Raw genomic sequence first — 13787 nt, forward strand, 5'->3', positions numbered from 1 at the left:
CAAGCGCTAGGTGATTGAGGCTGGCGAGGACAAGAAGTCATGTGTGAGAATGATACGGATTCCTATTAGCGACGCTCACCTTCAATGACATCCTTTTCCACACCCTGGAGCGGCCCTGCGCCGGCCTTGCAGGCGGTCGTCGATGATCTGCTGGCCAACTACAGTGACCTGCGTCGCTACCTCAGCGGGCGCCTGCGCAACCCCGACGACGCCGCTGACATCGCTCAGTCCAGCTTTGCCCAGGCCTATGCCCACGCGCTGAATGCGCCGGTACTCAATGCGCGCGCGTTGTTGTTCCAGGCGGCGCGTAACCTGTGCATCGATCAGTACCGGCGGCGCAGCACCGAGTTGGCGGCGCTGGAGGATTGGCTGGTGCGCGTCGACGGCTTGAGCCCCAGCGTCGAGGACATCCTGATCGCGCGCGAGCAGTTGCAGCAACTGATTGCACTGATCGAGCGCATGCCGCGCCTGCGCCGCGAAGTATTCGTGCGGGTGCGGCTGTATGGCCAGCGCCATCGCGAGGTGTGTGAGGCGCTGGCGCTGTCGGCCAAGTCGGTGGAACTGCACATCGCCCGCGCGGTGTTCGACCTCTCCGAACTGCGCCTGGCCAGCCGCCATGGCTGACCCGGTTGCCGCACGCAAGGTGCAACAGGCCTTGGTCTACCTCGCGGCGATGCATGGCGACGACCCCACGCGTGTGCGCGAAGCCAGCGGCCAGGCGCTGCGCTGGCGGCGTAAGAGCGACGAACATGAGCGCGCCTGGCATGAGGCCGAGCAGCGCTGGCAACTGGTGCATCGCCTGGCGCCGCAATTGCGCGGCGCCCTGCAGCCGCAGCCGCATGACCCGGGCCGTCGGCGCCTGTTGCGCCAGGGCGGCGCGTTGGCGGTACTGCTGGCGGCAGGTGGCTGGCTGGGCTGGATGTGGCAGCGCACCGCTGCATTCCACCAAGACCTGCAGACCGCGCACGGCGAACAGCCCCGCAGCCTGGCCTTGCCCGATGGCAGCCAACTGCTGGTGGCGGCCGAGAGCAACCTGCGTATCCGCTTCGACCATGGCCAGCGCCAGGTGATGCTGTTGCACGGCAATGTCTTCTTCGACGTCGCCCATGAGCACTGGCGGCCCTTCCATATCAGCACCCGTGTGGGCAGTGTGCAGGTGCTGGGCACCGCCTTCACGGTCAGCGACCGGGGTGACCGGGTGTTCGTGGCGGTGGCCCGCGGCCGTGTGCAGGTGCGTGACCTGCACGGTGGCGAGCGCACCCTTGGCGCTGGCGAACGCGTCTGCATTGATGGTCAGGGGCGCCTGAGCAGCCTGCATGCGCAGGGGCAGCTCGGCCCAGACGTCGACCATTGGCAACGCGGTTGGTGGTCTTACACCGACCAGTCGCTGCGTGAAGTGATCGGCGAGCTCAATGCCTATCTGCCGCGGCCCGTGCTGCTGGCGCCGGAAGTCGCCGAACTGAAGCTGACCGGCAGCTTCCCCATCGACCAGCCGCAGAAACTGCTGGATGCGTTGCCACGCATTCTGCCGGTGCGCCTGAGCGAACGGCAGGGCAGGGTGGAACTGTTGGCGCGCTGAAAAAAGTTTTGAGGGGTAAGCCGCAGGAGCGGCGTCATCAACGGTGAACCCCTCCAAGAGCAAGGACCCTTCATGTCGTTCGCCTCCACCCGTTTATCCGTGCCACTGCGCCACCTGGCCCTGGCCTGTGCCTTGGGCAGCCTGTTGTCGCCGGGCATGGCCCTGGCTGACAGCCAGCCACTGGCCCTGGATTTTCCGAGCCAATCGCTGGAAACCACGGTGCACGCGCTTGCCCGCCAGTCCGGTGTGGCCATTGCCGCTGACAGCCGGGTACTCGCGGGCCGCAATGCGCCTGCCCTGCACGGGCGCTTCAGCGTGCTGCAAGCCTTGCAGCAGTTGCTGATCGGCACCGACCTGGTGGCCGAGGAGCACAACGGCGTGGTGACCCTGCGCAGCACCGCCGAGGACGGCGCCTTGACCCTCGGCGCCACCAACGTCAACGCCGCCGGTTTCAACAGTGAACTGCCCGAGGCCTACAGCGGCGGCCAGGTGGCGCGCGGTGCACGGCTTGGCATGCTGGGCAATCGCGACATCATGGACACGCCATTCAACATCACCGCCTACACCGCCAAGACCATCGCCGACCAGCAGAGCGGCACGGTTGGCGCCGTGCTGCGCAATGACCCGTCGATCCGCTTCAGCACCGGCGAAGGCCATGCCTACGAGAACTTCATGATCCGTGGCTACGGCCTGGAATCCTCGGAGCTGGCGGTAAATGGCCTGTACGGCCTGGCGCCGGATGGCCATGTGCCGACCGAATTCCTCGAACGGGTCGAAGTGCTTAAAGGCCCAAGCGCATTGCTCAGCGGCATGGCGCCCAATGGCGGGGTGGGCGGCAATGTCAACCTGGTACCCAAGCGTGCCGGCGATGCTCCACTGACCCGGCTGACCACAAGCTACGTTTCCGACGGCTACTTTGCCCAGCACATCGACGTGGCCCGACGCTTTGCGGATGGGCGCTTGGGTGTCCGCTTCAATGGGGTGTATGGCAGTGGCGACATGGGCGTCGACGAACAATCCAAGGACCGCACGCTGGCCGCCCTGGCGCTGGATTACCGAGGTGACGACTTCAAGCTCGAATTGGATGCCTACGAGACCCATGAGAAACTCGACAACGGCAGCCCGATGATGGCGGGCTTCAGCGAGTTGGGCTACGTGACCAAGGCGCCCAAGCCCGATACCAACGTGCTGGAAGGCATCTATGCCAAACAAGTCAGCAAGGCAGTGGTGCTGCGTGGCGAGTACCAGCTCAACGACGACTGGACGGCATTTGCCAGTGTGGGTGGGGCGCGCACGTACTACGACGGCTTCCTGAACGGCACCCGCATCCGAGTACAGGCGGCCGATGGCAGCGCCAAGGGGCAGACATACAACCAGGCCGGCTACACCCACAGCCTGGCCAGCGAGGCCGGCCTGCGTGGCAACTTCATGACGGGGCCGGTCACCCACCAGCTGGTGTTGACGACGTCGCTGCTGCACCAGGACATCGGCCGAGCGCCCACGGTCACCGGCGCCACCTACGACACCAACCTCTATCGCCCGGTCAAAGGGGTGATTGCCGGTGATCACGGCTCGAACGACAAGACCGGCGACAATACCTTGTCCAGCTTCGCCCTGGCCGACACCCTCGGTTTCTTCGACGAGCGTGTGTTGCTGACCCTGGGTGCGCGTGCCCAGCGGGTTCGGCAGAAGATGAGCAAACCAACGGCCTATGACGAACGCAAACTGACCCCGGCCTTTGGCATCGTGGTCAAGCCTTGGGATGCGCCGGTGTCGCTGTACGCCAACTACATCGAAGGCCTGACCCAAGGTGGCACGGTGACCGAGGTAGGGGCCCTGAACAAGGACGAGCAATTTGCGCCGTACGTGGCCAAGCAGATGGAAGCGGGCGTGAAGTGGGACCTGGGCACGTTCAGCCATACCCTGGCAGTGTTCCAGATCGAGAAACCCAGCATGGTCAAGAACACCCGCGGCGACACCTTCTGGTACACCGATGATGGCGAGCAGCGCAACCGTGGCGTGGAATGGAACATGTTCGGTGAAGCCGCCCCTGGCGTACGCCTGCTGGGCGGGGTGACCTACACCCGCGCCGAACTGAGCAAGACGGCCAACGGTACCCTGGATGGCAACACCGCCCGCGGTGTACCGGCCTGGTCGGCCAACCTCGGCGCCGAGTGGGACCTGCCCTGGGTCGATGGCCTGACCCTGACGGCACTGGGCATTCACAGCAGCTCGCAGTACCTGGACGACGAGAACACGCTGAAAATCCCACAATGGACGCGCTACGACCTGGGCGCGCGCTACGCCACCCGCGTGCTGAGCAAGGACGTGACCCTGCGCGCCAGCCTGGAGAACGTCGAGAATCGTGCCTACTGGGCGGGGGTGTTCAACCCGGGGTATGCCACCGTCAGCGAACCGCGCACCTTGAAGCTGTCCGCCAGCATCGACTTCTGAGGTGCGCATGAACCGCATTCCTCTCATCCGTTGCGCCTTGCTGCTGGCGTTGACCAGCGCCGTGGCGCAGGCTGCAAGCGAAGCCACGCTGCAGCCCGGTCAGGCTGTCAACGGCCAGGCCGTGGCGGCAGGCAGCACGGTCTGGCACGTTGGGCTCAAGGCGGGCGACCTGGTGCGCGGCCGGGTCGACGGCGACGTCAGCCTGCGCCTGCTGGACCCGCAGGGCAGGCCCTTGCGCCTGTTGATCGACGGCCAGGACCAGCCGCGCGCGTTCATCTTTGTCGCCGACAGCCCGGGTGCATATGGCTTGCGTGCAGAGCCACTGGACGGGCGCCCGGGCGCCCCTTTCAGCCTGCGCCTGGAGCAGGTACTGGCGCGTGCCGAGCAGCAGCAGAGCCCACCACGGTTGGCCAGCCCGGCCCTGGCCGAGTTGGCCGGGCAGCTTGCCCAGGGCGGTGATACCGAGGCGTTCTGGAACGCGCGAAAGGCCCAGGGCACGCCACTGGTCGAGCGGCTACCGGGCCAGCCGCAGCAGCGCCTGGTAACGTTTCTGTGGCGCGGCGCCCAGCACAATGTGCGGATGTTCGGCGCGCCTTCGGGCCGTCACGAAGCGCTGCAACGGCTTGGCACCAGCGATGTCTGGTACGCCAGTTTCGAGGTCCCGGCCAGCACCCGGCTCAGCTACCAAATGGCGCCTGATGTGCCACCGTCGGATGACCGCCGGGTGATTCTTGCCACCACGCGCCGCGACCCGCTCAACCCTGCCACCTTCGCCGACAGCAGCGGTGATGCCTGGCTGTCGCGTTCACGCCTGGAATTGCCGGATGCGCCGCCGCAACCCTGGGTAGCCGAGCGGCCGGGTATCGCCCGTGGCACGCTCGAACGCAAGCGCCTGGCCAGCGACGTGCTGGGCAACACGCGCGATGTCTACCTGTACCGACCGGCTGGCTGGCGCCAGGGTGCTGCAGGCCAGGCCTTGCTGGTGCTGTTCGACGCCCACGCCTATACCCGCCAAGTGCCTACGCCGACCCTTCTCGACAACCTGATCGCCGATGGCCTGATCCCACCTACGGCAGCCATCATCATCGCCAACCCCAGCGACCTCAGCCGCCAACAGGAACTGCCCCCCAACCCACGGTTCGCCCGTTTCATGGCCGAACAACTAATGCCCTGGGCGCGACAACACGGCTTGAGTGCACCCGCGGCCCGTACGGTCATCGCCGGCTCCAGCTACGGGGGGCTGGCCGCGTCCTACCTGGGCCTGATGCACCCTGAGCTGTTCGGCAATGTGCTGAGCCTGTCGGGGTCGTACTGGTGGGCCAAGGACGGGGAAGAGCCAGGCTGGCTGACCCGTGAGTACGTCAAGGCAACCCCCAAGCCGCTGCGTTTTTACCTGCAATCGGGGCTGTTCGAAGGCCCGACGATTCTGGATACCAACCGCCACCTGCGCGATGTGTTGCGTGCCAAGGGCTATGCAGTGGAAGCGGTGGAGTACCCCGCGGGGCATGATTACCTGCAATGGCGCGGGTCACTGCCGTGTGGCCTGGTGAGCCTGATCGGCAGGCCGGGTGAGGCCAGTTCCCAGGCGTGCGCTGAATACCGTTGATGCCCTGCATCCCCTGTAGGAGCAGCCTTGTGCTGCGAAGAGGCCAGCGCTAACAGCGAAGGGTATGTGTTGTCACTGGCCTCTTCGCAGCACAAGGCTGCTCCTACAGTAGAGGGTGATTGGCCTGGATTCAGCGTAAGCACGTTGACGCGTTTTACTCCGGCGTTGACACGTGGCGACTCCTGTTCCGCCACACCCGATAGGCGCGGATCCCGGCGCGTACCGAGCCGAACAGCAGTTTGTCCTCCATCTCCCGTGCCATCCCTGAGCGCACCAGCATGCGCAGGAAGGTGCCGCGGGCGCGGGCGATGGCGAAGAAGATGCCTTGGGCCGCCAGGGTGTCGCGGACTTCGCGCAGCGCGGCAATGCCGCTGACGTCGATGCTGGTCACCGCTTCGGCATCGAACAGCACGACTTTGGGCTGGGCCTGGCTCTGCACGGCTTCCAGCAGGCGCATCTTGAAGTAGTCGGCGTTGAAGAACAGGATCGCGTCGTCGAAGCGGTACACCACCAACCCCGGCACGGTGCGGGCGTCCTTGAACTTGCGGATGTCGACTTGGCCCTCGGTGCCCGGCAGCCAGCCCAGCACTGCGTCGGTGGGCTGGTAGATGCTGTACAGCAGGCGCAGGATCGCCAGGGTCACGGCAAACACGATACCCGGCAGCACGCCCAGGCCCAGCACGCCGACCGTGGTCAGCAGGCAGAGCCAGAACTCGAAGCGGCTCAGGCGCCGGATGCTCTTCAGCGACTTGATGTCGATCAGCCCCCAGCCCGCCATCAGCAACACGGCCCCCAGCGCCGCCTGGGGGATCCAAGCCATGGGGGCGGTGAAGAACAGCAGGATCAGGGCGATCACCAGCGCAGCGATGATGCCGACCAGCTGGCTCTTGCCGCCGACCATGTCGTTGACTGCGGTACGCGAGTCGGCGCCGCTGATGGCAAAGCCTTGCGACATCCCGGCTGCCAGGTTGCTCACCCCGAGTGCCACGAATTCATGGTTGGCGTTGATGGCGTAGCCATGGCGTGCGGCAAAACTGCGTGCTGTGAGCATGGCGCTGCAGAAACTGACGGTGGCAATACCCAGGGCGTCGCGCAGCAGGCTTTTCATTTCTGCCAGGTTGCTTTGCGGCCAAGCCAGCTGCGGCATGCCGGCCGGTACCGGGCCGAGGATGGCGACACCGAAGCGGTCCAGGCCGAACAGGCCTACCACAACCGTGAACAGCGCCACCGCCACCAGCGCCGCCGGTAGCCGTGGGTAGCGCTGCGGTAGCCAGATCAGCAGCGCCAGCGCGGACAGGCCGATGGCCAGGGTCACCCCATGAATCTCGCCCAGGCGCTGGAGGAAGTTGACCAAGCTGAGGATGAACCCGTCGCCCTCGATCTTGAACCCGACCACCTTGGACAACTGCCCGGCGATCAGGCTCAGGCCAATGCCATTGAGGTAGCCGATCAGGATCGGCCGTGAGAAGAAGCTGGCGATGAACCCGGCCCTGGCCAGGCCCGCCCCGATCAGCATCACGCCCACCAGCACGGTGACAATTACCGACAGCTCGGCAATACGCTGCGGGTCGCCCAGCGCCAACGGTGCCACGGCCCCGGCGATCATCGCGCAGGTGGCGGCGTCCGGGCCGACCATCAGCTGACGCGAGCTGCCGATCAGCGCATACACCATCATCGGCAGCACACAGGCATACAGGCCATATTGCGGCGGCAGGCCGACGATTTGTGCGTAAGCGATGGCGATGGGGATCTGGATAGCCGCCACCGAAAGCCCAGCCTGCAGGTCGGCATGAAACCACTCACGGCGGTAGTGCAACAGGTTGGCGAGGCCAGGTAGCCAGCGGGACAGAAACATGCGCGGTCCTTTCGAAATGTTTCACGAATCCATCAAGCATATGCGCTTCAAGCCGTTTCGCTTGCAAGCGGATTCACCGGCCGCGCATTCAAGCGCAACGGCTGGGAAGTGGCCATGGGCCAGATCAACAAAAGGGGCATGAAAACGAATAGGCAGAAACGAAAAAAGGAGCCGAGGCCCCTTTTGACAGCGATGACGTTGCTGGAACGCCATGCGGGAATGCGAGGTGGAGCGGGTAGAGGGAATCGAACCCTCAACTAAAGCTTGGGAAGCTTTCGTTTTGCCACTAAACTATACCCGCGTCTGCGTTCGACTTTTTACCAGAACCCTCATCGAATTAGAAGCCCAAGTTATAAAAAAGGGTTATAAAAAGCTTGTCGGCGACCCATAGCCTGCGGGTAAAGGGCTACAGGACGCCGAGGCGCTCAGATGGCCAGTGCATGCTGCCCCTGTACGTGCTGGTAGCGTTGACGTGGCTCACGCACGGTCGGCTTGAGGAAGTCGAGCAGCGCACTGCGGGTGTCTTCGCAGGCTGCCTTGGTCTCCATGTCGAGGAAGTGCCCAGCATCGCGAATCACGCTGAAGTGGCTCTTGCCCACATGGCGACCAAACTCGCGCGCATCTTCAGCCGTGGTGTACTCATCGCGGTCGCCGTTGATGAACAGCACCGGGATATCGATGTTGCGCGCACCACTCAATGCCCGTTCCAAGTCATGTTGCAGCACTTCGTTGATGTGGAAGTGCATCTGCGCGTACTCGTGGCTGTCCAGGCTGCTCACGTGGCGATAGTTGAAGCGCTTGAACAGCGACGGCAGGTGCTTGCCGATGGTGTCGTTGACCAGGTTGCCGACCTGGTAGCGATCACAGGCGGCCAGGTACTGGCAGCCACGGTCCAGGTAGTCGCGCATCGGTTCGTTGATCACCGGCGAGAACGAGCTGACCACGGCCTTCTTCACTCGCCGCGGCTGGTGCGCCAGCGCCAGCAGCGTGCTCGCACCGCCCCACGAAAACGACATCACGTGATCGGCCTGGAAGTGCTCGATCAGCTCAAGGAGGATATGCGCCTCGGTCTCCTTGGTGATCAGCCGTTCCTGGCGGTTGTGCGGTTTGGATTTGCCGGCGTACGGCTGGTCGAACAGCACGACGTTGAATTGTGGGTGCAGGTTCCGCACTGTCTGGGCGAACGAGGCCGTGGTGGCCAGCGAACCGTTGATCAAAATGATCGTCTTCTCGGCTGCATCCGCGCGATGGAACTCCGTGTAAACCCGATACTGACCTTGGATATCAAGTACAGCGATTTCTGGCCTCATGTCATCGACTCCTGGCGCAAAAAGGGTATTCGCGTCACCTAGGGTGCACGTTCTTTATGACAGGTAGGCATTTGCCTTGAAGAGTAACCGGGGGCCCTGTGTCGATCCTTGGCACACATGTCGACGGTATTGTTTTTGGCGGGCAATTTGCCGTGCCCCAAGGCATCTAGGCGTTGGGTGGCCGGCAAAAAGGTGTCTTCGACTGCGGGCGTGACTCATGAGTCACATGCAGACTGACGATTTGGATTCAAGCAGTGGGCTGGGGATCCTGCAAGTGCCGTTCGGGGAAAAATGTGACTTGGGCCGCCGGGCGGTCGTGTGACACTGCCAGTGTTGCCTTTTCTGGCCTCTTCGCGGGCAAGCCCGCACAGGTACTGCACAAGCCTCCAACGCTGTGGCAATCCTGTGGGAGCGGGCTTGCCCGCGAAGAGGCCGGTGCAAACAACCTAGACCGAGGCGATTTCCTCAGTCGTCAACGCCCTGAATGCCCCCGGTGCCAACGCCGGATCCAGGCGAATTGCGCCCATGCTTTCGCGGTGCAGCCCCACCACCTTGTTGTCGAAGTGGCCAAACATGCGTTTGACCTGGTGGTACCGCCCCTCGACGATTGCCAGCCGAGCCTGGCGGGGGCCCAGAATGTCGAGTTGGGCGGGCAGGGTGGTAAGGTTTTCGAAGGCGAAATACAGGCCTTCGTGGAACTTGGCAGCATAATGCTCGCCAATCTCGTCCTCGGTCTCGACCAGGTAATGTTTGGGCAGTTTGGTCGTTGGTTGGGTCAGGCGACGCGACCATTGGCCGTCGTTGGTCAGGATCAGCAGGCCGGTGGTGTTGAAGTCCAGGCGCCCGGCGATGTGCAGGTCGTCGCGCAGTTCGGCGGGCAGCAACTCGAGGACCGTGGGGTGTTGTGGGTCCTGGGTGGCGCTGACGCACCCGGTCGGCTTGTTGAGCATCAGGTAGCGCGCCGGCCGCCCGGCCTGCAGCAGTTGCTCATCCACTTCGACGCGGCTGAACTCACGCACGTCCGTCAACGGGTCGACCGCCACTTGGCCATCGACCCGCACGCGGCGCTGCACCAGCAGCAGGCGAACGTGCTGTCGGTTGTAGCAGGGCAAGTTGGCAAGAAAACGGTCGAGGCGCATGGCGAAGGGGGCTGAAGTTAAAAGCCGCGCAGTCTAGCGCTTTGTGCCGGGCGGCGCTGCCTGCAGTTGCGCTTCGACCGCTGCGCAGCGCGGGCACAGGCAGGCCTTGTCACGCAACTCGGCGGGCAGGGCCTGGAGCACGGCGGGGTCGATGGTCACGCTGTAGCACCAACAGGCCTGCGTGGCGCTGCGGGGGTCGGCCAGGCTGCACTGGTTGAGGGCACCGCAGGCGGGGCAGTGCTGGCTGTCATTCATGGTCGGGTCCGGAAACTTCACTGCAGACGCGGTTGCGGCCGGCCTGCTTGGCACGATAGAGCGCACGGTCGGCGCGGGTCAGCAGGGCATGCAAGGTATCGCCCGGTTGCAGGCTGCTCAGGCCGATGCTGGTGGTCAGGCGCAACGGTCGGTCGTCGTAGCTGAAGGTCAGCTGTTCGGTGCGGCGGCGGATTTTTTCCGCCACTTCCACCGCTTGCCGGCCTTCTGCCTCTCGCAGCAGCACGATGAATTCCTCACCGCCCCAGCGGCAGAGTATATCCGACTGGCGCAGGCTGCCCTGCAGCACATTGGCGAACTGGCGCAGCACTTCGTCGCCGGCCAGGTGGCCATGGGTGTCATTGAGCACCTTGAAGTGGTCAAGGTCGATCAACAGGGCCACCAGCGGGCCGCTGTCGCGCTGGGCCTCATGCAGGGCCTGGGCGGCCAGCAGGTCGAAGCTGCGCCGGTTGGGCAGGCCGGTGAGGCTGTCGAGGGTGGCCAGCGCCTCGGTGCTGGCCTGGTGACGCTTGACCATCGCATGCACCAGTAACAGCACCACCAGGGTGATCATCGCGCAGATTGCCAGGTTCAGGTACAGCGAGTGGCGGATGCGGTCCAGGGTACCGGTTTCGCGCTTGTCGACCAGCAGGTACCAGTCCAGCTCGGGCAGGTGCCGCACATTGAGAAAGTGGCTGTGGTTGTCGCTGTCGCGGTATTCGTGGCTGCCTTCGCCAGGTACCGGTTGCTGTGCCAGCAGGTCGCTCAGCTCGGGGTTGTCGCTAAGCGGCTGGCCGACGCGCAAGCCGTGGGGGCCACCTTCGGAGCCGGTCAGCAGGACCTTGCCCTTGGCATCGGTGAACAGCACCGAGCGTTGGTAGCGGCGCTGGTACTCGTCGATCAGCTTGACCACCGACGACACACTCAAGCCCACCCCGGCCGCGCCGATGAAGCGGTGTTGGTAGTCCAGCACCTGGTAGTTGATGAACACTGTCAGGCTGTCCTGGTTGGCCATGTCCAGGTCGACGTTGATCTCATAGGGCGCCTTGAGGTCGCGCAGGCGAAAGTACCAGGCATCGCGCCAGCTGCCGGGCGTGATCTGCTTGAGTACGCCCTTGGCCTGGTAGTAGGTGAGGCTGCGGTCGGAGACGAAGAATGAGGTGAAGATGTCCTGCTTGCCCATGATCTCGCCCAGGTAGCGGGTGATGCGCTGGGTGTCCTGCTCACCGGACAGTACCCAGTCCCGCAAGAAGGTGTCCTGGGCCATCATCGAGGCGATCAGCACAGGGCGGATCAGGTCTTTCTGGATTTCCGAATAGACCGTGTCGGAGGTCAGTGGCAATTCGGTATTCACGATGCCATCGCGAATGGCACTGCGTGAGGCGAAGTAGCTGAGCAGGGAAGTGGCGAGAAAGCCGCTTGCCAGCAGCATCAGCAGGGTGACGATCAGCGAACGCTGCGAAAACAGAGCGGAACGTGCAGGCATGATCTTCCCGTGATGTGTGCCAAGGCGGTCATTCTAGTGAGATGACCGGTAAATGACTGCAAGTTTTTCAGGGTTATCGCACCTGTTTCAAATTATTGCAAAAATGGCACTGCACCTCGGTATGGCGGTCTTATTCAGTGTCGATGAACGCGTTTTGCATCGACGCTCGCCAGCGCCGCTGTTCGGGCACTCCAGCGGTCCAGGAGGCCGCCATGTCCTATCGAATACTGTTGATCGCCCTGTTGGGTCTGATGACGTCTGCCTGCGCCCCTTACTATGGCGGCGGGGGCTATTACCGATCGGATTACTACTCCACCGACCGTTATGTGTCGCCGGGGTATTACCGATACGACCGCTACTATGTAACGCCGCAGCCGCGTTACTACTACCAGCCCGCCCCACGTTATTACCGCCCGGCGCCGGTGCCGCAGTACAGGCCCCACCCGCAGCCAGGCATGAACCAGTGGCATGGCAACCCGCGGTATGACTACGGCAATCGCCAGCGCTATGACTATGGGCGTGACCGTGATCGCCATGACTATCGCGATGGCAGCCAGCGTTATCAGAACGATCGTTGGCATTCCAACGGGCGAGGGGATCGCGACCGCCGGCCAGATGGCGGCCGGGGGCAGGGCCGCAACTGGCAGCGGTAAGATGCCAGAGGGGGCCCCAAGCGGTAATGCTGTTCACTTAAGAATGCCGGGGCCGCTCTGCGGCCCATCGCGGCACAAGGCCGCTCCCACACCGACCGCGTTATGCCTCTATTTACAGGGCATGCGCGAACACTGTGGGAGCGGCCTTGTGCCGCGATGGGCCGCAAAGCGGCCCCAATACAGGCGATGGATAACTTAAGTGAACAGCATTACCCCAAGCGGCCCCTTTTTATGGCTCAAGCCAAATCCGCCAGTGGATGGCGCCCCTCCCAGACCTTGGTGAAATGCGCCTCGACCACCGCTGCTGGCACCTGTGCCACATCCGGCCAGTGCCAGCGCGGTTGATTGTCTTTGTCCAGCAGGCGCGCGCGCACCCCTTCGCTGAATTCCGGATGACGGCAGCAATTCAGGCTCATGCCGTACTCCATCTGGAATACCTGCGCCAATGACAGGTGCCGGGCCCGGCGGAGCTGTTCCCACACCAAGTGCGCGGTCAACGGGCAGCCCTCATGCAGGCGTCCACCCGCTTCGGCCAGCAGAGGGTCGTTGTGATATTTCAGGCCTTGCAGCGCATGCCACGCGCCGGCGGGGTCGGCGACATCCAGCAGCTCATCGATCACTTGGCGCCGGGGCAGCCATTGTGCCTCGGGTAGCTCCTCGCAGGCGCGATGCTGCTCAGCCTTGAGCAGGCTGTTGAGCTGCAACTCGGTCTGCTCCTGCCAGTTCAGCTGCAACAACTCTTCGATCAGCTCCTCCTGCTGGTGCTCGCCGAAGCAACGATCGGCGAGCCCCAGGTCGAGGGCATCGCGGGCATTGATCGGGGCACCGGTCAGCCCCAGAAACAGCCCCAGCTTGCCCGGCAGGCGGGCGAGGAACCAGCTGGCACCGACGTCGGGGTAGAGGCCGATGCTGATCTCTGGCATCGCCAGCCGGCTGCTGGGCGTGACGATGCGCACATTGGCGCCTTGCAGCAGCCCCATGCCGCCACCCAGCACATGCCCGTGCCCCCAGCACAGCAGCGGCTTGGGGTAGGTGTGCAGCAGGTAATCGAGGCGATACTCGGCCGCGAAGAAGGTGGCGGCCAGCGGCGGCACGCTGCCCGGGTGATCGCGGCAAGCCTGGGCCAGCGCCCTGACGTCGCCCCCGGCACAGAACGCCTTGGCGCCATTGCCTCGCAGCAGCACGCAGACCACGCCAGGGTCGCGGGCCCAGGCGTGCAACTGCTCGCCGAGCACTTCGATCATCCGCAGGTTCAGCGCATTGAGCGCCTTGGGTGCATCCAGGGTGGCGATGCCGATACAGGCGCCATCGGCACCGGTGAGTACCTCGCAATGAATAGACATGGACTACCTCTCGCAGGTCATCGCACAAGTATGGCCTGCCTGCGGGATCATGCCGGTCGTCGGTCGGATCGTTTGACAAGCGGAGGAGGCTTACCTAGTGTCGCGCCATT

11 protein-coding genes and 1 tRNA gene are annotated in these 13787 nt (G+C 64.1%); 5 read left to right on the forward strand and 7 right to left on the reverse strand.

What is annotated here, in order from left to right:
• Positions 1–84: 84 nt before the first annotated feature.
• The 4 genes from QOS90_RS20220 (at position 85) to QOS90_RS20235 (ending at position 5639) form a co-directional block, all read left to right on the forward strand.
• Positions 85–624: an RNA polymerase sigma factor gene (locus QOS90_RS20220; protein WP_027594121.1), complete on the forward strand. Its 540-nt coding sequence runs from the start codon at positions 85–87 to the stop codon at positions 622–624.
• Positions 617–1579: a FecR family protein gene (locus tag QOS90_RS20225; protein ID WP_085273585.1), complete on the forward strand. Its 963-nt coding sequence runs from the start codon at positions 617–619 to the stop codon at positions 1577–1579. Before QOS90_RS20220 ends, QOS90_RS20225 begins: the two co-directional genes overlap by 8 nt.
• Positions 1580–1651: 72 nt before the next feature.
• Positions 1652–4033 (forward strand): TonB-dependent receptor, encoded by a 2382-nt coding sequence (locus QOS90_RS20230; RefSeq protein WP_085273584.1) that lies wholly within the window; start codon positions 1652–1654, stop codon positions 4031–4033.
• Between the two features lie 7 nt (positions 4034–4040).
• Positions 4041–5639, forward strand: a complete 1599-nt coding sequence (locus tag QOS90_RS20235; protein ID WP_081717486.1) for an alpha/beta hydrolase-fold protein — start codon at positions 4041–4043, stop codon at positions 5637–5639.
• 154 nt (positions 5640–5793) lie between these two features.
• On the opposite strand, the gene QOS90_RS20240 is transcribed toward QOS90_RS20235, so the two are convergent.
• From QOS90_RS20240 to QOS90_RS20265, 6 genes are all read right to left on the reverse strand, one after another.
• Positions 5794–7494, reverse strand: a complete 1701-nt coding sequence (locus QOS90_RS20240; RefSeq protein WP_027594124.1) for a SulP family inorganic anion transporter — start codon at positions 7492–7494, stop codon at positions 5794–5796.
• A gap of 227 nt (positions 7495–7721) precedes the next feature.
• A tRNA-Gly gene (locus QOS90_RS20245) sits at positions 7722–7795 on the reverse strand.
• A gap of 124 nt (positions 7796–7919) precedes the next feature.
• Positions 7920–8804, reverse strand: a complete 885-nt coding sequence (locus QOS90_RS20250; protein ID WP_027594125.1) for an alpha/beta fold hydrolase — start codon at positions 8802–8804, stop codon at positions 7920–7922.
• Positions 8805–9250: 446 nt separating this feature from the next.
• Entirely contained in the window at positions 9251–9943 is a 693-nt protein-coding gene (locus QOS90_RS20255; RefSeq protein WP_027594126.1) for a pseudouridine synthase, read from the reverse strand.
• A 33-nt stretch (positions 9944–9976) separates the two neighbouring features.
• Positions 9977–10198, reverse strand: coding sequence for a cysteine-rich CWC family protein (locus QOS90_RS20260; protein WP_027594127.1), 222 nt, complete (start codon positions 10196–10198; stop codon positions 9977–9979).
• A complete protein-coding gene (locus tag QOS90_RS20265) occupies positions 10191–11681 on the reverse strand; it encodes a sensor domain-containing diguanylate cyclase (protein ID WP_085273583.1) in 1491 nt (496 codons plus the stop codon). The genes QOS90_RS20260 and QOS90_RS20265 overlap by 8 nt, the downstream gene beginning before the upstream one ends.
• Before the next feature lie 212 nt (positions 11682–11893).
• Between QOS90_RS20265 and QOS90_RS20270 the strand changes: the two genes are divergently transcribed.
• Positions 11894–12334 carry a hypothetical protein gene (locus tag QOS90_RS20270; RefSeq protein ID WP_085273582.1) on the forward strand — a complete coding sequence of 147 codons (441 nt, stop codon included), beginning with the start codon at positions 11894–11896 and terminating at the stop codon, positions 12332–12334.
• A 236-nt stretch (positions 12335–12570) separates the two neighbouring features.
• Here the strand turns inward: QOS90_RS20270 and dspII are convergent, their stop codons facing one another.
• The gene (gene dspII / locus QOS90_RS20275; protein WP_085273581.1) at positions 12571–13677 is read right to left on the reverse strand and encodes an enoyl-CoA hydratase/isomerase DspII; all 1107 of its coding nucleotides are present in this window, start codon (positions 13675–13677) and stop codon (positions 12571–12573) included.
• Positions 13678–13787: the final 110 nt, after the last annotated feature.

The sequence above is a fragment of the Pseudomonas sp. LAIL14HWK12:I10 genome (genome assembly GCF_900184205.1).
Classification (GTDB): domain Bacteria; phylum Pseudomonadota; class Gammaproteobacteria; order Pseudomonadales; family Pseudomonadaceae; genus Aquipseudomonas; species Aquipseudomonas kermanshahensis.